The sequence below is a fragment of the Cereibacter sphaeroides 2.4.1 genome, assembly GCF_000012905.2.
GTDB classification, from domain to species: Bacteria; Pseudomonadota; Alphaproteobacteria; order Rhodobacterales; family Rhodobacteraceae; genus Cereibacter_A; species Cereibacter_A sphaeroides.
This window is the reverse complement of record NC_007493.2, coordinates 1,942,327-1,960,329: the sequence shown is the minus strand read 5'-3', so window position 1 is coordinate 1,960,329 and position 18,003 is coordinate 1,942,327. Positions and strand designations below refer to the sequence as shown.

At 70.3% G+C, this 18,003-nt stretch carries 15 protein-coding genes and 1 tRNA gene; 12 read left to right on the top strand and 4 right to left on the bottom strand.

Annotation, left to right across the window (positions count from 1 at the left end; translation table 11 throughout):
• The first annotated feature begins 92 nt into the window (after positions 1 to 92).
• The 3 genes from RSP_RS09470 (at position 93) to RSP_RS09460 (ending at position 4,017) form a co-directional block, all read left to right on the top strand.
• Positions 93 to 1,376, top strand: a complete 1,284-nt coding sequence (locus RSP_RS09470; protein WP_009565719.1) for a DUF3422 family protein — start codon at positions 93 to 95, stop codon at positions 1,374 to 1,376.
• 134 nt (positions 1,377 to 1,510) lie between these two features.
• Positions 1,511 to 2,674: an acetylornithine deacetylase gene (gene argE, locus RSP_RS09465; protein ID WP_011338096.1), complete on the top strand. Its 1,164-nt coding sequence runs from the start codon at positions 1,511 to 1,513 to the stop codon at positions 2,672 to 2,674.
• The gene (locus RSP_RS09460) at positions 2,674 to 4,017 is read left to right on the top strand and encodes an NAD(P)/FAD-dependent oxidoreductase (RefSeq protein WP_011338095.1); all 1,344 of its coding nucleotides are present in this window, start codon (positions 2,674 to 2,676) and stop codon (positions 4,015 to 4,017) included. Before argE ends, RSP_RS09460 begins: the two co-directional genes overlap by 1 nt.
• A 282-nt stretch (positions 4,018 to 4,299) precedes the next feature.
• On the opposite strand, the gene moaA is transcribed toward RSP_RS09460, so the two are convergent.
• Entirely contained in the window at positions 4,300 to 5,325 is a 1,026-nt protein-coding gene (gene moaA / locus RSP_RS09455) for a GTP 3',8-cyclase MoaA (protein WP_017140258.1), read from the bottom strand.
• A 95-nt stretch (positions 5,326 to 5,420) separates the two neighbouring features.
• Between moaA and RSP_RS09450 the strand changes: the two genes are divergently transcribed.
• From RSP_RS09450 to RSP_RS09420, 7 genes are all read left to right on the top strand, one after another.
• A complete protein-coding gene (locus RSP_RS09450; protein WP_011338093.1) occupies positions 5,421 to 5,855 on the top strand; it encodes a hypothetical protein in 435 nt (144 codons plus the stop codon).
• 400 nt (positions 5,856 to 6,255) lie between these two features.
• Entirely contained in the window at positions 6,256 to 7,368 is a 1,113-nt protein-coding gene (locus RSP_RS09445) for a globin-coupled sensor protein (protein WP_011338092.1), read from the top strand.
• A 511-nt stretch (positions 7,369 to 7,879) separates the two neighbouring features.
• A complete protein-coding gene (locus tag RSP_RS09440) occupies positions 7,880 to 8,641 on the top strand; it encodes a motility protein A (protein ID WP_011338091.1) in 762 nt (253 codons plus the stop codon).
• Positions 8,642 to 8,650: 9 nt separating this feature from the next.
• Positions 8,651 to 9,751 (top strand): OmpA family protein, encoded by a 1,101-nt coding sequence (locus RSP_RS09435; RefSeq protein WP_011338090.1) that lies wholly within the window; start codon positions 8,651 to 8,653, stop codon positions 9,749 to 9,751.
• A gap of 137 nt (positions 9,752 to 9,888) precedes the next feature.
• A complete protein-coding gene (locus RSP_RS09430) occupies positions 9,889 to 10,296 on the top strand; it encodes a hypothetical protein (protein WP_011338089.1) in 408 nt (135 codons plus the stop codon).
• 32 nt (positions 10,297 to 10,328) lie between these two features.
• On the top strand, positions 10,329 to 11,924 hold the full coding sequence (locus tag RSP_RS09425) for a M10 family metallopeptidase (RefSeq protein ID WP_011338088.1): 1,596 nt from the start codon (positions 10,329 to 10,331) through the stop codon (positions 11,922 to 11,924).
• 86 nt (positions 11,925 to 12,010) lie between these two features.
• Entirely contained in the window at positions 12,011 to 12,964 is a 954-nt protein-coding gene (locus RSP_RS09420; RefSeq protein WP_011338087.1) for a hemin-degrading factor, read from the top strand.
• On the opposite strand, the gene RSP_RS09415 is transcribed toward RSP_RS09420, so the two are convergent.
• Genes RSP_RS09415 through RSP_RS09405 form a run of 3 tightly spaced genes read right to left on the bottom strand, consistent with a single transcriptional unit; the run spans position 12,912 to position 16,046 of the window.
• Positions 12,912 to 14,510, bottom strand: coding sequence for an MDR family MFS transporter (locus tag RSP_RS09415; RefSeq protein WP_011338086.1), 1,599 nt, complete (start codon positions 14,508 to 14,510; stop codon positions 12,912 to 12,914). The genes RSP_RS09420 and RSP_RS09415 overlap by 53 nt on opposite strands.
• Positions 14,497 to 15,000 (bottom strand): isoprenylcysteine carboxyl methyltransferase family protein, encoded by a 504-nt coding sequence (locus RSP_RS09410; protein ID WP_011338085.1) that lies wholly within the window; start codon positions 14,998 to 15,000, stop codon positions 14,497 to 14,499. Before RSP_RS09410 ends, RSP_RS09415 begins: the two co-directional genes overlap by 14 nt.
• Positions 14,997 to 16,046 carry a type III polyketide synthase gene (locus tag RSP_RS09405; protein WP_011338084.1) on the bottom strand — a complete coding sequence of 350 codons (1,050 nt, stop codon included), beginning with the start codon at positions 16,044 to 16,046 and terminating at the stop codon, positions 14,997 to 14,999. The genes RSP_RS09410 and RSP_RS09405 overlap by 4 nt, the downstream gene beginning before the upstream one ends.
• Before the next feature lie 331 nt (positions 16,047 to 16,377).
• Between RSP_RS09405 and RSP_RS09400 the strand changes: the two genes are divergently transcribed.
• Complete coding sequence (locus RSP_RS09400) at positions 16,378 to 16,824, top strand: EF-hand domain-containing protein (RefSeq protein ID WP_017140256.1); 447 nt, start codon at positions 16,378 to 16,380, stop codon at positions 16,822 to 16,824.
• 1,045 nt (positions 16,825 to 17,869) lie between these two features.
• A tRNA-Ser gene (locus tag RSP_RS09395) sits at positions 17,870 to 17,959 on the top strand.
• Positions 17,960 to 18,003 lie beyond the last annotated feature (44 nt).

Sequence of the window (18,003 nt, the reverse complement as noted above, 5' to 3'; positions counted from 1 at the left end):
TCTGCCTCTTTCGTCGCCCGTGACACGGCGGCCTCTTCCTCAACCGCTCTGCGCCCCCTAGCTTGTCCCTCGCCGTCCAGCCGGAGCCCGTGATGCCCCCCGTCGCCGACCATCCCCTGCGCTATGCGCTTGCCAACGAGCTGCACGCCCGTCCCTATCCGGCGCTCGAGGCGCCGTGCCATGTCGTCTTCATGGCCTTCAAGGAGCCGGTGGATGCGGCCAACCGCGACCGGGCGCGCGACCGGGCGCATCTGCTCGACATTCTCGACCGCAACGGGACGGCCCATCCTGCGCCCGAGGCCACGCATTTCTCGGCGCCCATCGGCCGGGCAGAGCTGCGCTGGGAGAGCCACACCGAATTCGTGACCTACACGGCCTTCGTGCCGGGGCTGCACGAGCGCCCCTTCGACCCGGCCAAGGCCGAGGTCTTTCCCGAGGACTGGGTAGAGCGGGCGCCGGGGCGCCGGCTCGTCTCGCTCCTGATCCGCATCGAGGAGATGCCTGCGGACGAGGCGGCGGCGCTCGACCGGCTCGAGGGCTGGTTCGTGCCCGACAGCCTTGCCTGTTCGCGCATCGTGGATGGTGCGGCGGTGGTGGCGGGCGACTTCCGCATCGATCCGGCGGGCCACATGCGCTTTTCCGTCTTCGTGAAGCCGGGCACGGGGGCGCGGCGGATCGGGCGGATCGTGACCCGGCTCTGCGAGATCGAGACCTACCGCGCCATGTCGATGCTGGGGCTGATGCGGGCGCGCACGCTGAACGGGCGGCTGAATGCGCTCGATCCGAAGCTCTCCGCCCTCGTCTCGGGGCTCGACGAGATCGAACAGTCGCCCGACGAGGCGCTGCACGAACTGCTGAAGATTAATGCCGAGCTCGAGAGCCTCGCCGTGCAGTTCACCTTCCGCTTCGGCGCGACCGGGGCCTATGAGGCGATCGTGCACGACCGGATCGACGCACTGCGCGAGGAGCGGATCAGCGGGCGGCAGACCTTCGCCGAATTCATGGCTCGGCGCTACGATCCGGCGATGCGGACGGTGAAATCGGCCGAGGGCCGGCTGCGCTCGATGGCCGAGCGGGCGCAGCGGGCGGCGGAACTCCTGCGGACGCGGGTGGATGTGGAACGCTCGGCGCAGAACCAGAAGCTGCTCGAGAGCATGGACCGCCGGGCGGACCTGCAGCTGCGACTGCAGCGCACGGTCGAGGGGCTCTCGGTGGTGGCGATCAGCTATTATGCCGTGAGCCTCGCAGCCTATGCGGTCTATCCTCTGACCGAGCCCTTCGGGATCAGCAAGGGGATGGCCACCGCGGTGCTGACACCGGTCGTGGTGCTTGCGGTGTGGATCGCGCTGCGGCGGATCCAGCGGAAGATGCATTGAGCGGGGCCGGCCCCCGGGGGCTTCGCGCCCCCGGACCCCCGCGGGATATTTGGACCAGCGTGAAGGAGGCGGGGCGCGGGGCTTGACCTCGGCTGCGGGCGGGGCCACGCTTCCTCCTTCAACAGGAGACGACCATGCCCAGCCCGCTCACGCCCCGCCAGATCCTCGAGCGGCTGGTGGCCTTTCCCACCGTGAGCCGCGACAGCAATCTGGCGCTGGTGGACTGGGTCGAGGAGTTTCTTGAGGGCGCAGGGATCACCGCGCACCGGGTCTGGAACGAGGAGCGCACGAAGGCCGCGCTCTATGCCCATGTCGGGCCCGAGGTGGAGGGCGCGGTCGTGCTTTCCGGCCATACCGATGTGGTGCCGGTGGAGGGGCAGGACTGGAGCTCGGATCCCTGGACGCTGACCGAGCGCGACGGGCGTCTCTACGGACGCGGCACCTGCGACATGAAGGGGTTCGATGCGCTGGCGCTGGCCGCCCTCGCGCTGGCGCAGGAGACGGGGGTGAAGCGGCCGCTGCAGATCGCGCTGTCGTTCGACGAGGAGGTGGGCTGCCTCGGCGCGCCCGCCATGATCGATGAGATGGCGCGCTGTCTGCCGAAGGGGCGGGCGGTGATCGTGGGCGAGCCCTCGCGGATGCAGGTGGTGACGGGCCACAAGGGCGGGGGCGGGCTGATCTGCCATGTGCAGGGCCACGAGGTCCATTCCTCGATCATGCACCGCGGGGTCAATGCCGTCATGTCGGCCGCGCGGCTGATCGACTGGGCCAACCGGCGCAATGCGCAGAGCGCGGCCGCCCGGCCGTCGGAGGTGGCGGCGCTCTTCGATCCGCCCTGGACCACTGTCCATGTCGGCACCATCCGCGGCGGCACGGCCGGCAACATCACCGCCCGCGACTGCCGCTTCGACATGGGATTCCGCGCGGTGCCGGGCGAGACGGTCGAGGAGTGGGCGGCGGCTTTCGAGGCCGAGGCGCAGGCGCTCGAGGCCGAGATGAAGGCCATCCATCCCGAGGCCGCGATCCGGATCGCGCGGCTCTTCGGCTATCCGCCGCTGCGTCCGGAAACCGAGGGGGCGGCCGAGGCGCTGGCGCGGCGGCTGTCGGGCGACAACGGCACCCATGTCGTGAGCTACGGCACCGAGGCGGGCCAGTTCCAGGCGGCAGGCTATTCGGCGGTGGTCTGCGGGCCGGGCGACATCGCCCAGGCGCACCAGCCTGACGAATATCTCGAGGTGGCGCAGTTCGAGGAAGGCTGGGCTTTCCTGCAGCGGCTGGTCGCGGATCTCGCGCGGTGATGCATTTTCCGATCTCGATGGCGGTGCCCGCGCGCTTCACCGGGCCGCTGCCCGAGAGCTGCGATGTGGTGGTGATCGGCGCGGGCGTGATCGGCGTGATGACCGGCTGGTATCTGGCCGAGCGCGGGTTCCGGGTCACGGTCTGCGAGAAGGGCCGCGTGGCGGGCGAGCAGTCGAGCCGCAACTGGGGCTGGATCCGCCAGCAGGGCCGCGACCCGGATGAGTTGCCGATCATGGTCGAGAGCCTGCGGCTCTGGCAGGGGCTGGCGCAGAGCCTGGGCAATCCGTTCGGCTTCCGCCAGACCGGGGTGCTTTATCTGGCCAATCGCGAGGAGCAGCTGAGCCAGTACGAGGGTTGGATGATCCATGCCGCGGCGCAGGGGCTGGACACGCGTCTTCTCGGGCGCCGCGAGCTGGCCGAGCGGCTGCCGGGGGCGGCGGATCTCTGGCAAGGCGGGCTCTTCACCGCCTCCGATGCGCGGGCGGAGCCTTGGCTTGCGGTGCCGGCGCTGGCGGCCGGGGCGGCCGAGCGCGGGGTCACGATCCTCGAGGACTGCGCGGTGCGGGCGCTGGATCTGGAGGGCGGACGCGTGGCCGGGGTCACGACCGAGCGGGGACGCATCCGCGCGCCCGAGGTGGTGCTGGCGGGCGGAGCCTGGTCCTCGCTCTTCGCCCGGGCGCATGGGGTGAACCTGCCGCAGCTCTCGGTGCTGTCCTCGGTCGCGCAGACCGAGCCCCTGCCCGAGATCCTGCCGGGAGCGGCGGCCGACGACGCCTTCGCCTTCCGCCGCCGCGAGGACGGGGGCTACACGATCGCGGGCGGGTCGGAGCACGATTTCTTCATCGGCCCCGATGCCTTCCGCCATGCCCTGAAATACCGCAAGGCGGTGAAGAAGGACTTCCTCAGCACCCACTACCGCTGGCTTGCGCCGCGCGACTATCCCGACGGCTGGAACACGCCGCGCACCTGGTCGAAGGGAGCGCCGACGCCCTTCGAGGCGATGCGGGTGCTGAACCCCGCGCCGAACCTCGCCACCCTCTCGCGGGCGGCGGCGGCTTTCGGGCGCGCCTTTCCGGGGGTGGGACGGCCGAAGATCCGGGCGACCTGGGCCGGGATGATCGACACGATGCCCGATGTGGTGCCGGTGATCGACCGGGCCCCGAGTGTGCCGGGCCTCACCATTGCCACCGGCATGAGCGGCCACGGGTTCGGGATCGGCCCGGGCGTGGGGCGCGTGGTGGCCGATCTGGTGGCGGGACGGCCCGTCGGGCACGATCTGACGCGCTTTCGCCTGTCGCGCTTCACCGACGGGTCGGAGATCACGCTCGGCCCCTCGCTCTGACGGCCTGCGCGACGCCGGCGGCGCCTCGGATGAGCGGAGCGGGGCCCCTGACCCGCGGCGGAGGGACGATTCCGTGAGCCGCAAGCGGCCACCGGTCTTTGCCGAACCTGCGATCGGCTCTTTCGGGACGTCCCTTGTCCGCCGCGAAGGGCTGCCCGCCTCGCGACTGCTCAAGCCGGGAGGAGAGGGACGCGGCAGGGGCGGGGGTCTCTGCACCTGACGGCAGGGGGCAGCAGGGCATCCCAGGACGCAGCGGTCGGCGGCGTGGCCGTCCGTCCCGGATCAGCCGCCGGTGTGGCTCATGTGCCGCGACATCTGCCCGGCCACCGTCTTGCGCGAATAGTCGAAATCGTGGCCCTTGGGCTTCCGGGCGATGGCCTCGCGGATCGCCTGTTCCAGCGGGCCGTCCTCGGACGTCCGCCGCAGGGGTGCGCGCAGGTCGGCGCGGTCCTCCTGTCCGAGGCACATGAAGAGCTCGCCCGTGCAGGTCAGCCGCACCCGGTTGCAGCTCTCGCAGAAATTGTGGGTGAGCGGCGTGATGAAGCCGATCTTCTGGCCGGTCTCGGCAAGGCGGACGTAGCGGGCCGGGCCGCCGGTCCGCTCGCTGAGCTCGATCAGCGAGAACCGCTCCGCCAGCCGCGTCCGCAGCTCGGTCAGCGGCCAATATTGGTCGAGGCGCGTGTCCTCGCCCATTTCGCCCATCGGCATGACCTCGATGAAGGTCAGGTCGTGGCCCTCGGCGCCGCACCAGTCGACGAGGCGGAAAAGCTCGTCCTCGTTGAAGCCGCGCAGGGCCACCGTATTGATCTTGACCCGGAGGCCCGCGGCGCGCGCCGCGCGCAGCCCGTCGAGCACCTGCGGCAGCCGGCCCCAGCGCGTCACCTTCGCGAACCGCTCGGCGTCGAGCGTGTCGAGCGAGACATTCACCCGGCGCACGCCGCAGGCGGCCACCTCGTCGGCATGGCGGGCAAGCTGCGAGCCGTTGGTGGTGAGCGTCAGCTCCTTCAGCGCGCCCGTCCCGAGATGGCGCGACATGGCGCGGAAGAAGGTCATGATCCCGCGCCGCACCAGCGGCTCTCCCCCCGTCACGCGCAGCTTCTGCACCCCCATCCGCACGAAGGCCGAGCAGAGCCGGTCGAGCTCTTCCAGAGTGAGAAGTTCGGCCCTGGGCAGGAAGGTCATGTGTTCCGCCATGCAGTAGGTGCAGCGGAAGTCGCAGCGGTCGGTGACCGACACGCGCAGATAGGAAATCGCGCGGGCGAACGGATCCATCAGCAGCGGGGACGGAGCGGCCGGAGAGGGGAGCATCGGAGTCATGGTGAGAAGGTAGGGCTGCGACACTCCGCCCACAAGCGCCGCATGGGCCGGTTGACGCAGGTCGGCCCCAGACTATCGTCGTAGGCATGAAAATCCTTGCCCCTGCCGCCCTCGCTCTCCTGATGCTGACCGCCTGCGACTCGCTTCGGCAGACCGCGGCCCCCATGGCTCCGCCGCCGGCGCCTGCCGCCCGCCCGATCCCCGGCGGGCAGGGGGTGGCAGCCGAGAGCTTCGACCGGACGACCGAGGCGGAACGGCGCGAGGCGATGGCGCCGCAGGCGGGAGGCGCCGCGCTCGGAACCGTGACGGTGGCCCTCGGCGCTCCGGCCGAGAGCGGCTTCTGGCTCCGTTCGTCGCTGGTGACGGCCGAGCGGCCGGGCCGGGTCGAGCTGCCGGGCGGCCGGTCTCTCGCGGTGACGCTCCGACCGGGGGAGGGTGCGGCCCAGCTTTCGCTCGCCGCCTACCGGGCCCTGGGCCTCGGCCTGACCGACCTGCCGCAGGTGACGGTCTACGGCGGCTGATCACTGCGGGGTGGGCGCTGATCCTCGGGCAATGCGGCTCCGGAGGGGCAGCTTGCCCGCGTCTCTCCACGGCACTTGCGCGCGCGCCGTCTGCTGGGAACCGGGCCCCGATGTGCTGCCCGAGGCGCGCATCCGGCGCGGCCATCGCGTCCGTACCTCGACACCGCAGATCCCCGTGGGCGGCCCCGCGGCGAGGCTCGAGAAGGGAGGCCACAGGCTCGGGGCGCGGTCAGACCTGACTGGCGCCACGGGGGCGGGGCCGTTTCCGGGCGTCTGAGCCGCGGGCGTCAGGGACGCTTGACCCTTCATTCACCAACCTCTTCGAATTTGAAAGCGCGTTCAGACTTCGTCAGCGATCCCCGGTTCATGCTCGGGCCGTGCAATCCGAACGGTGCCCGACATGCAAACGACGGACTTACTGGACGAGCGGCTGAGGTTTCTCGGAATCGGCCGGGACGATGCTCTGGACGATGCGACCCGCGCTCTGTTGAACGAGGCGGTCGGCCGCGCCCTCGACCGCTTCCACGAACGGATGCGACAGACGTCGGCGGCCGGGTTCTTCGCCGACGCGACCCATATGGACTCTGCCAAGTCCCGGCAGGCGCGGCACTGGGCCCGTCTCGCCTCGGGCGAAATCGACGCCGCCTATGTCGAGGAGGCGGTGCGGGTCGGGCGCACCCATGCGCGCATCGGCCTCGAACCGCGCTGGTATCTCGGCGGCTATGCCCTCATTCTCGAGGAAATCGTCCAGACCATGCTGCCGCGGATGGCGGGCCGCGGCTTCTTCGGCCGCCGGCGCGCGACACGGGCCGCCCATGCGCTGGGCTATATCGTGAAGGTCGCGCTCCTCGATATGGATTACGGCGTCTCGACCTATTTCGATGCCGTCCAGTCCGAACGCGAGGAATTGGTGAAGGGCGATCGGGAAGTGGCCGAAGAGATCGCGAGGGCGCTGGTGGGCGCCTCCTCCGCGATGGAGGAGGTGACGGGCACCATCCGCCACACCGCCGGCAATGCGAGCGAGACGGAACAGCTCGCCGCCCAGAACGCACGGGCGGCCGAGACAGGCGGGGCCGCCGTCGAGCGGTCGGCAGATGCGATGCGGCTCATCGCGGACAAGATCAACGTGCTGCGCGAAATTGCGCGGCAGACGGATCTTCTGGCGCTCAATGCCGCGGTCGAGGCGGCGCGGGCGGGGCAGCACGGCGCCGGATTCTCGGTGGTGGCGGCCGAGGTGCGCAAGCTCGCCGAGCACGCGGCCGCGGCCTCGCACGAGATCGACCAGCTCGCGCATACGACGCTGGCGACATCGGAGGAAGCACGCTCCGGCCTTGAGGAGCTGGTGCCCGACATCCGCCGCACCTCCACGCTGGTGGCCGAGATCTCGGCCGCCTGCCGCGAGCAGTCCATCGGGGTGGAGGAGATCAACCGCATGGTGCTCCGCCTCTCGGAACTGAGCCGCAGGATCGACAGCAGGTCGGATCGAAGTGAGGCCCGCCGCCACGCCCACTGAGGGATCCCGCGCCTGCCTTGGCAGATGCGGCGCACAAGAGCGGTCATCGCCGCAAGAGGTGGGCGGCGCTCGGGGACAGACTTGCGTTGCTGCGGCCGCCACGTCTTTCCGGCCGATCCGCGCGAGGCCGCGCCCGTGCGCTCCCGCGCTCCGCGACGTGCGGCCGCCCAGAAGCGCCCCATCTCGTTCCGTCCGTCGTCGATGGTTCGCGGTTCGGACGACAGAGGGCCGGTGGAAGATCCTGCCGAGTGGCTTGGCAAGGATCGGTTTCTTCAAGGCAGAACCCGTGGGCAGGCATGCCCCGCGCAGGACGCCCGAGAGCCGCCGCGACGGGCGGGCGGCGGGCCGAAGCGGACGCGACTTAGCCAGAAGATCCGGAGGATACCGCGCCTCTCGATCCGCTTTGCATCTTCCCCTCGCGCCGACTGTCCTCACTTTTACTGGATCCCGAGGCCTCCGTGGCACGGATCTTGCCGCTCCGGACCTGGATGATGGCTCCGGAGGGACCGGAATGGATATCGCAGCGGCAATTGGCCTGATCGGCGCCATCGTCATGGTGGTGGGGTCGATGATCTACGCGGGCGGCGTGGCGCCCTTCGTGGACATTCCCTCCCTGGTGATTGTCGTCGCGGGCACGGCCTTCATTGTCCTCGCCATGAAACCGCTGCCGGTGTTTCTGGGCCATTTCAAGGCGATGATGAAGGTCTTCAAGCCGTCGCGCTTCGATATGAACGAGGTGATCTCGACCATGGTCGAGCTGTCGAACCTCGCGCGGAAGGATGGGATCATGGCGCTCGAAGGAAGGGCCGTGCCGGACCCATTCTTCGAGAAGGGGCTGCAGCTGCTCGTAGACGGGACGGACGAAGCGAAGCTCGTCAAGCAGCTCAAGTACGAGATCAAGGCGATGAAGGCGCGGCACGAGGCCTATCAGGGTGCAGTGAAGGCCTGGATCGACATCGGGCCCGCCATGGGGATGGTGGGCACGTTGATCGGCCTCGTCCTGATGCTGGGCAACATGAGCGACCCCAAGTCGATCGGGCCTGCCATGGCGGTTGCGCTGCTCACGACGCTCTACGGCGCTCTCATTGCGAACGTGATCTTCGCTCCGATCCTGAACAAGCTCGAAGGCTATTCGAACGACGAGGTGACCTACCGGGAGCTGGTGATCGAGGGGCTTCGCGGCATCGCGCGTGGCGAGTCGGCGCGGATGATCGAGGATCAGATGGTCTGCGCCCTCGACCGGAAGCAGCAGATGAAGCGCAAGGCGGCGTGAGGCCAGGCCATGTCCGCAAAGCCCAAGGTCATCCGGTTCCAGCCGCCCGTCCCCGACGACGACGAGGGCGAGGACTGCCCGAAATGTCCGCCCCCCGGCGCGCCGGCATGGCTTGCGACCTTTGCCGACATCGCGACCAACCTCATGGCCTTCTTCGTGCTGATCCTGGGCTTCGCGAAGTTCGACGAGCCCTCGTTCAGCAAGATGGCGGGGGCGATGCGGGAGACCTTCGGCTTCCATTCGATCCGGGATGCGACCTCGGGCAACACGATGATCGACTTCGGCCTGCCCACCGCCGATCCCGACGGGGCCCAGCCGGACGAGAAGTCGGACACGGGCGGGTCGGAGGACGGCGGCGACGCGGCGGAGCGGGTGGCCGAGGCGCTGAAGAAGGCGCTCGAGGACGGCAAGCTGCAGGTGCGCTCGGACGAGGGCGAGGTCGTGATCGAGCTGTCGGGCGAGGACGGGCGGCAGCAGGCGCAGAGCCTCGCGCGGGCTCTGGCAGAGACCGCGGGGCTTGGTCCGCTCCCCGAGCCGCAGACCACGGCCCAGCCGCGGCCCGAGCCGAAGGCCGGGCCTGCGGGCCCCGGAGAGGGCACGGGGGCGCCGCCCGGGCCGCCCGCGGGCGGCGACACGGGCGCTGCGCTGCGCCAGTCGGTGCGGGCCGAACTCGATGCGCTCCGGCTGCGCAATGCGCTCGACCGCGAAGTGGCGGAGGGGCTGGTGAAGGTGGAGCAGACCGACGGCAAGGTGTTCGTGAGCCTCGGCGCGGGCGGATCCTTCCCCTCCGGCTCCGACGACCTCACGCCCGATGCGCGCGCGGTCATGGCCCGGATCGCCGAGGCCACGCGCAACCCCGAACGCACCATCACCGTGACGGGCCATACCGACAATGTCCCCGTGTCGGGCGGCGCCTTCCGGGACAATATCGCGCTCGCCGCCGGTCGCGCCGCGAGCGTGGTGCGCGAGCTTGTCGCCTCGGGCAGCGTCGATCCCGGACGCATCACCGCGGTGAGCCGCGGCGAGTTCGACCCGGTGGCGGACAATGCAACCGAGGAAGGCCGGGCGCAGAACCGCCGGATCGAGATCGAGATTTCCTACAAGGACTGACCTTGTCCGCGCCCGCATTGCGAAGACCGCTCCACGGCGATCCGCCGCAGCCGGTCGTTCGCTTTTGCGGAACAAGACGCTTGCTGCGCCGCCGCCTCAAGAGCTAACGGTACAGCCGGAAGATGTGGAGTCGGCCCTTGTCGCTCAATTTGAGATTGTTTGCAGCCTCCCTCTGCCTGACGGCGATTCCCGCTGTCACCAATGCCGATTCCGCGTGTCTCGCCTGCATTGGCCCCGCTGCGGCCGAGCCCTCGGCAGAGCGGCTCTGCGCCGCGCTTCAGACAGTGGTCCTGAGCCGATACGGGGTGGCGCTGCAAAGCAGCGTCGGGGCGCGAGAGGGCGGGCTGCTCCGACTGGAGCTGCAGAAGTCGACCTCCACCGCGGTGAGCGCGCGCCTCAGCTGGCAGTCCGGGGCGGGGCAGGGCGCGAGCCCGGTCCTCGATCTGGTCGCCACCGACACTGACCGGCTTTCCGATGAGGCGCTTGCGGACTTCGCCGAGACACTTCTTTCCCTGACAGAGCCGCCCCTGCCGCCGTTTCACTAGCCTTTTCATCGAGAACTTTGAGGATTATCTGCATGTTCCTTTCCTCGCTTTTTCCCACTTTCGCCGGGCAAGGGCCCGAAACCGCACTGACGGACCGCGACGGACGCGCCGAGGCCGCTGCCTTCCAGACGACCGCGGCGAACAGGCTCGCCGCCGAACCGGCGGTGGCCTCGATGCGCGAGATCGCCGATCAACTCGTCAGCGGCTATTGGAGGTCGGAGGGCCATTCCATCCGCCGCTTCGACGTGGAGCCGGGAGACACGCTGAACGTGAACCTGTCTGGTCTGACGGCCGATGGCCAGCGTCTCGCGCGGGCCGCGCTGGACACCTGGGCGGATGTCACGGGGCTGAAGTTCAATACGGCCCCCCGCTTCGGCGCGACGGTTCATATCGTGATCGACGACAGGGAGAACGGGGCTCACTCCACGGCCACCCTGTCGGGCGGACGGCTGATCAAGGCAAATGTGAATGTCGGCCGCGACTGGCTCGCGGACTACGGCACCGACCTGAACAGCTACAGCCTGCAGACCTTCATCCACGAAATCGGCCATGCGCTGGGTCTCGGCCATGCCGGCAACTACAACGGCTCGGCCGACTATGCGAGCGACGCGCTCTTTCTGAACGACAGCTGGCAGGCCAGCGTCATGTCCTATTTCAGTCAGACCGAGAACAGCTACATCGACGCCGACAAGGCGTTCGTCGTGACCCCGATGATCGCCGACATTCTGGCGATCCAGACGCTCTATGGCACGCCGGGCGGGCTGCGGGCAGACAACACGGTCTATGGCACGGGCTCGACGGCGGGCGGCATGTATGACCGCGCGGCGACCATGACCGCGGATCCCGTGGCCTGGACGATCTTCGACCAGGGCGGGTGGGACAGGCTCGACCTGCGCGGGGCAGAGGCTCCGCAACTCATCGACCTGCGGCCGGGCGCAATTTCGGACATCTATGGCGCGAAGGGCAATCTCTCGATCGCCCCGGGCACGGTGATCGAGGCCGCGCGGGGCGGCAGCGGCAACGACCGGCTCATCGGCAACGGCGTGGCCAACGTCCTGAACGGCGGCGGGGGCTCGGACATCATGCGCGGCGGGGCGGGCAACGACATCTACCACAGCGACGGCCTCGACCGGATCGTGGAGCTTCCGGGGCAGGGGATCGACCGGGTGATCTCGACGGCGAGCTGCACCCTTGCGGCCAATGTGGAGAACCTGACGCTGGCGGGCGGACGGTCCATCAGCGGCACGGGCAACGGGCTTGCGAACGTGATCGCGGGCAATGCGGCGGCCAACCGCCTGACCGGCGGAGCCGGTGCCGACAGCTTCGTCTTCGCGACCGCGCTTGGCCGCGGCAACGTCGACAGGATCACGGATTTCTCGGTTGCCGACGACACGATCCGCCTCGACGACGCCATCTTCCGGGCGCTGCCGCGGGGCAGTCTGGCCGACGCGGCCTTTGCGGCCAATGCGGAGGGGCGGGCGCTCGACGCGCTCGACCGCATCCTCTACGAGACCGACACGGGCGCGCTCTGGTATGACCGCGACGGGACGGGTGCCGCGGCCGCCGTGCGCTTCGCTTGGGTGACGCCGGAGCTTGCGCTGACCGCCGCCGATTTTCTCGTGATCTGAGCGGAAGGCCGCGGCGGCATTTTGCGCCTTTGGCCTGCGGGCGGAGCCGTGGCAACCATGGGCGCAGCGTCCAGAGGAGCCCGCCGATGACCCCAGCCGAGATCCGCGCCGCCCGGGCAGCCCAGCCCCGCGCCCGCGCCCGCGACTTCGCCGAGAGCCACGGCATCCCGGAGGCGGCGCTGGTGGCGGCCTTCACGGGCCCCGAGGTGGTGGCCATTGCGGCAGATCCCCGGCGCCTCCTGCCGCTCGCCCGGGAGCTGGGCCCGGCGCTGGCGCTCACCCGCAACCGCTCGGCCGTGCAGGAGCGCGAAGGGCTCTACGGGCCCCTGTCCGAGGAGGTGGGGCGGCTGAGGCTCAGGGGCGAGGGCATCGAGATGCTGATCGACCCGCGCCACTGGGTCCATGCCTTCGCCGTGACCGAGCCGACCGCGAAGGGCGCCAAGCGGTCGGTGCAGGTGTTCGATGCGGCGGGAGAGGCGGTGCACAAGATCCACCTCGTCGCCGACAGCCGATCCGAGGCCTTCGACCGTCTGGTGGCGGAGCTGCGTCTGGCCGAGCAGGTGGATGCCGTGCCCTTCGCCGCCGTGGCGCCCGGACCTGCAGCGGGTCCCGCAGACTGGCGGCAGATGCCGGCGGACCTCTTTGCCGCGCGTCTCGCCGCCGAGGGGCAGCGGGCGCCCGACCGTCTGGCGGAACTGCCCGAGGTGCGGGCCCTGCGGCCCGAGGCCATGACGGAGCTTCTGGAACGTGCGGCCACCGCCGCCGTGCCGCTCGAGATCCGCGGCGGGACGACGGGCTGCCTTCAGATCTTCCGCGGGCAGGTCGCGCGCATCCTGCCCGCGGGCTACTGGATCAATGTGATGGATCCCGCCTACAACCTCCATCTGCGGACGGATCATCTGGCGGGGGTCTTCCTCACCGACCGGGCTCCCGAGGGTGCCCTGTCGGTCGAGGCCTATGACGCGGCCGGAAGCCTCATCCTGACCGTCACCGGCGGCGCGGGGTGGGAGAGCGTCGTGGCGACGCTCTCGGCGGCGTGACCGGGGCGGCCCGATCCTGCCCGCGCGACGGCCGGGCGAAGGGCACGCAGAGAAGCGCCGCCAGCGTCAGGAGCGCGATCATCCCCCAGGCTTCATTGATGGCCTGGGTGAGGGCCGCCTTCTCCAGAAGCGGCGCCAGCATCGCCTGCGCCTGAGGCGGCACCGGCCCCGGCGGCAGGCTCGCGAGCATCGCCTCGGGCACGCCCACGAAGCGCGCGGCCTCGAGATCGCGGGCGGTGAGCCGTGTAAGAAGGCTCTCGCCATGGCCCGCGCTGCGCGAGAAGATCACCGTGTCGATCAGCGCGAGGCCGATGGCGCCGCCGAGGTTGCGCATCAGGTTGAAGAGCCCGCTCGCATCCGCCACGCGCGCCTCGGAGAGATGGCCGAGCGCGAGTCGGGTCGGCGGCAGCAGGCAGAACATGATCGCCACCCCGCGCACCACCTGCGGCCAGAACATCTCGTCATGATCGGTGCGCGGCGTCTGGAAGGAGCTGAGCGCAAGGCCCGCCGCGAAGAGCGCGAAGCCGAAACCCGTCAGCAATCGCGCCCCCAGCCGCTGCTCGGCCGCCACCGCGAGCGGCGCGGTCAGGAGTTGCGCCACGCCCGTCACCAGCATGATCGTTCCGATCTCGAGCGGCCCGTGTCCGCGCACGAAGGAGAGAAAGACCGGCATCAGATAGACCGACCCGAAGAGACCGATCCCGAGCACGAAGCTCAGCACGCAGGCGAGCGCGAAGCGCCGGTCGGCGAAGGCGCGCAACTCCACCACGGGGCGGGGGCCGCTCAGGCAGCGGCGCACGAAGCCCGCGCCCGCGGCGGCCCAGAGGGCGAGAAGAGCGAGGACAAGGCCGCTCGTCCAGCCGCGCCCCGGCGCCTCCTTCAGCGCGATCTCGAGCGCGGCGAGAGACAGGGCAAGGAGTCCGAGGGCTGCGAGATCGAGCTGCCGCGCCTCGGCGAGCCGCAGCCGCTCGCGCGGCAGGAGGGTCGCGCCGATCCCCACCGCCAGCACGCCCGGCGCCACGTTGATGAGAAAGAGCCAGTGCCACGACCAGCTTTCGGTGATCCAGCCGCCGACGACCGGCCCGACGGTGGGCGCAAGCACGGCGAGCACGCCCGCAAGCGTGGTGGCGAGACCCTGCCGGTGGACGGGAAACAGCAGGAACACCGCCGCGAAGACTGCGGGGATCAGCGTGCCGCCGGCAAAGCCCTGCAGCACCCGCCAGGCCACCAGCGGCCCGAAGCTCTCGCTGGCCGCGCAGCCGATGGAGGCGAGGGTGAAGAGCGAGGTCGTCAGCGCGAACAGCCCGCGCATGGTCAGGATGCGCATGAGCGCCCCCGTGAGCGGGATCGCGATTACCTCGGCGATGAGATAGGCGGTCTGCACCCAGCTCATCCGGTCGGGAGAGATCCCGAGCGCGCGCTGCATCTCGGGCAGCGAGGTGGCGACGATCTGGACGTCGAGGATCGCCATGAACATGCCGAGGCACATGGCGGTGAAGGCCGCCCAGGTGCGCAGGCCCGTGGCGCGCGCCTCAGGACTGGGCACGGGGGGCCGCCCGGAGGGCCGCGCCCTCGACCCGGATGCGGATCGCCAGCACCGCCGCATTCAGCAGGCTGAAGAGCAGCGCATAGCCCGGCAGCCCGAGGCAGAGCGGCAGCACGGCGATCTCGCCCACCACCACAAGATAGTTCGGGTGCGAGACATAGCGGTAGGGGCCGCGGGCGACGAGCGGCTCGTTCGGCAGGAGGAGGATGCGCGTCGTCCAGCGCGGCCCGAGCGTGGCCAGCACCCAGACCCGCGCTACTTGGAGGCCGAGGAATACCGCAAGCCAGAGCGGGTCGACCGGATTGCCCGCCGCAAGCAGCCAGAGGCCCGCGAGCCAGGCCGCATGCAGCGCCACGATCAGCGGATAGTGCGAGGCGCCCACCTCGACCGCTCCCCGTGCCCTCAGCCGCAGGGTGTTGCGCCGCGCGAGCCACAGTTCGGCCAGCCGCTCGGCTGTGACGAAGGCGAGGAGGAGCGCCGCGCCGCTCATGCCGCCGCCTGAAGCGAGACGCAGCTGGCGGTGAAGCCCGGCCCCATCGCGGTGAGGAGGGTGCGGGGTGGCGGCTCGGCGTTCAGCACGCGCGCGAGCACGAAGAGAGCGGTCGGCGCGGACATGTTGCCATTCTGGGCCAGCACCTCGCGCTCGTGATCGAGCGTGCCCTGCTCGAGCGACAGGGAGCGTTCGAGCGCCGTGATGACCTTGGCTCCGCCGGGATGGCAGGCAAAGCGGTCGACCTCCGCCCGCGTCAGCCCCGCGCGGCCGAGGATCGCCTCGATGGCCCCTGCCACATGGGCCTCGGCGAAGGGCGGGATCGCCCGGTCGAAGATCACGCCGAGCCCGCCGTCGTCGACATGCCAGCCCATGATGTCGAGCGTCTGCGGCCAGGAGTGCTGGCCCGCCATCTCGACCGTCAGCGGCCCGTCGACGGCCCGCAGCACCGCGGCTGCCGCCCCGTCGGCGAACAGCGCCGTCGCGACGATGTTCTCCTTCGTCAGCCGGTCGAGCCGGAATGACAGCGAGCAGAGCTCGACCGCCACGACGAGGACGGTGCTGCCCGGCCGCGCGGCGGCGAGGCGTGCCCCGAGGCCGAGCCCGGAGACGCCGCCCGCGCAGCCGAGGCCGAAGACCGGGACGCGTTCGAGGTCGCTCCGGAACCCCATCCTGTCGGCCACGCGCGCCTCGAGACTGGGCGTGGCGATTCCGGTCGAGGAGATCGTCACCACCGTGTCCACCTCGGCCGCGCTCAGCGAGGCCCGTTCGAGTGCGGCGGTGGCGGCCTCGATGAACAGGGCCTCTGCTGCTTCGAGATAGGCGGCGTTGCGGGCCTCCCAGCCGAGCGGTTGCAGATACCATTCGACCGGGCGCACCAGATGACGGGTGCGGATCCCCGAGGTCTCGAACACGGCCGCAAGGCGGGCGAAATCGTCGTAGCGGGCCGCGAAGCCGCCATGGGCGGCCTCCGCCGCCTCGCGTTGGGTGACGCGATGGGGAGGCACGGCGGTTGCGAGGGAGGCGAGGCTGACTGGTCGCGGCATGGAAACTCCTGCGCCGGGGGCGGGCTCAGGGCGCGCCGGATCTGCATGGAACGAGGATCGCGCGGGGCCGGTTCCGGCAGCACGCGGGGGACGGGAGGTTGCCCCCGTCTCCCTGACAGGGGCCTGAAGCGGCAGTCACGAAAGGGCGAGGCCGAGCGACGGCGGGCCGGGGCGGCCATTCGGTGCGCCGCGCGTCCGGCAGTCGGAGGCGGTGAGTGCGAGCCACCGCCGTCACGCATGCGGTGATGAGGGGAGCCCCGTGCCGCTCCCGCATGTCCGACGGAAGTGGGGCGGCCCGACGTTCAAGCACCATGTAACGAGGAGTTTGGTCATGTTCGGACGAGATGCGATGGCGCTGGTCTTCATGCTGCAGGTCACGGGAGCCGCGGCCCAGACCCCGGGCGCGATGTTTGTCGAGCAGTGGGATGCGGACGGCGACGGCCGCGTCACGCTCGGGGAGGCGCAGAGCCGCAGGGCCGACCTGTTCGACGCCTTCGACAGCGACGGCGATGGGGCGCTCGGCCCGCAGGAACTGGCCGACATGGGGGCCATGCGTGCGGCGATGCAGGAGGCCAACCGCGCCGCAGCGGGGAGGGCGTCCCGGGTCGGCACTTCCGGAGCGGCGGGCCCCGACGGTCCCGGCCGCCTCGACCGCGACGGCGACGGCCGGGTGAGCCGGGACGAGTTCGTCGGAAGCACCGGATCCTGGTTCGCCTGGCGCGACAGGGACGGTGACGGGGCTTTGACGTCCGCAGATTTCGGCCGGGGCAGGTGGTAGATCCGGCCGCCTTGAAGGCCGTCGGCGTCCGGCGTCTCGGTCTCGGCGGGGACAAGCCGAAGGCCTCATGCCGTTCGGCAGGCGGATGCGGAGCGCGGAGGTGAGGCCAGCTCCGCCTTGTCGGGGCCGACCCCCGCGCTCCGCTGAGGTGACAATCCCTGTGCCCGAGCCGCTGGCCGGCGCTGCCCGCCCTTCGATGCGGCAATTCGCCCGGAGTCGACATCTTATCCGGAAGCAACAGCTGGCGCCCCAGCCGAGAGGGCAGGGTAGTGCGGGATTTGATCGGGCGTCGGCGGATCCAGGGAGGCGAAGAGATCCATCTCTTCCTCCGCGGTCGTTGATACGCCTCCCCGAGCCGCTCCTGGAGCTTCGCTCCTTGGCGCCGGTTGAGCAGCATAGGCAGTGAGCAGGGCGCTGAGGACGCATGTTGCAGAGAGGTTCCCGGCACCGCCGACGAGGCTCTGCGCCTGGTGCGGCAAGGCGCGGCGGACCGTATGCGACAGGTGGACGGCGGCTGCGCAGAAGATCGATCCACGACACGCCGAGCCGATCAGGGATAGGATCGAGCAGGGGCGCGTCCTTCGCGACCGCAGGATCGGCTGATTCTCCGGGCGACTGGAGCAAGGTGCAGCAGGCTGGTCCTCATCGTCCGACAGTACACCGCCGTGGTTTGCCGCCATTCCCGGAGCAAGAGTTCGTCACCCCCCATCGGCCCCCGGAAAATGGAGAAAGGGACCGCGGATCCGGACGCTGACGGAGCCCCGCCCTTCCCGCCAACGCGTCGACAGTCCCCAGTTCGCGGCGCCCTCCCTCGGCCACTGTACCGCCTTCCACCACCATCGCCGGCTTCGGATGCTGGACATTCAGCCCCCACCCGGAGCATTGCCGCGAAGCGGCTTGACCTGTGCAGATGCACTCGGTGGATACAGGATCGCCCCTGTGCCGCTTCATCATGGCGCACAGGTTCGGACGCCTCAGAAGATCCTTCAGCTCTCCATCGCTGGCCCTTGCCGTCCCTCATGCTGCACGGTAAGAAGCGGCTGACGGAGCGGTGGCCGAGTGGTCGAAGGCGCACGCCTGGAAAGTGTGTAGGCGGGGAACCGTCTCGAGGGTTCGAATCCCTCTCGCTCCGCCACTTGCCCCTGCGAAAGCGTTCTCCCCATCCGGCTGCGGCCGGAT

Bases quoted from the DNA above. Each gene is read 5' to 3' on its own strand.
- RSP_RS09460 (WP_011338095.1), top strand. From the start codon at position 2,674: ATGCATTTTCCGATCTCGATGGCGGTGCCCGCGCGCTTCACCGGGCCG.
- argE (WP_011338096.1), top strand. From the start codon at position 1,511: ATGCCCAGCCCGCTCACGCCCCGCCAGATCCTCGAGCGGCTGGTGGCC.
- RSP_RS09470 (WP_009565719.1), top strand. From the start codon at position 93: ATGCCCCCCGTCGCCGACCATCCCCTGCGCTATGCGCTTGCCAACGAG.
- moaA (WP_017140258.1), bottom strand. From the start codon at position 5,325: ATGCTCCCCTCTCCGGCCGCTCCGTCCCCGCTGCTGATGGATCCGTTC.
- RSP_RS09450 (WP_011338093.1), top strand. From the start codon at position 5,421: ATGAAAATCCTTGCCCCTGCCGCCCTCGCTCTCCTGATGCTGACCGCC.
- RSP_RS09435 (WP_011338090.1), top strand. From the start codon at position 8,651: ATGTCCGCAAAGCCCAAGGTCATCCGGTTCCAGCCGCCCGTCCCCGAC.
- RSP_RS09425 (WP_011338088.1), top strand. From the start codon at position 10,329: ATGTTCCTTTCCTCGCTTTTTCCCACTTTCGCCGGGCAAGGGCCCGAA.
- RSP_RS09410 (WP_011338085.1), bottom strand. From the start codon at position 15,000: ATGAGCGGCGCGGCGCTCCTCCTCGCCTTCGTCACAGCCGAGCGGCTG.
- RSP_RS09445 (WP_011338092.1), top strand. From the start codon at position 6,256: ATGCAAACGACGGACTTACTGGACGAGCGGCTGAGGTTTCTCGGAATC.
- RSP_RS09400 (WP_017140256.1), top strand. From the start codon at position 16,378: ATGTTCGGACGAGATGCGATGGCGCTGGTCTTCATGCTGCAGGTCACG.
- RSP_RS09405 (WP_011338084.1), bottom strand. From the start codon at position 16,046: ATGCCGCGACCAGTCAGCCTCGCCTCCCTCGCAACCGCCGTGCCTCCC.
- RSP_RS09440 (WP_011338091.1), top strand. From the start codon at position 7,880: ATGGATATCGCAGCGGCAATTGGCCTGATCGGCGCCATCGTCATGGTG.
- RSP_RS09420 (WP_011338087.1), top strand. From the start codon at position 12,011: ATGACCCCAGCCGAGATCCGCGCCGCCCGGGCAGCCCAGCCCCGCGCC.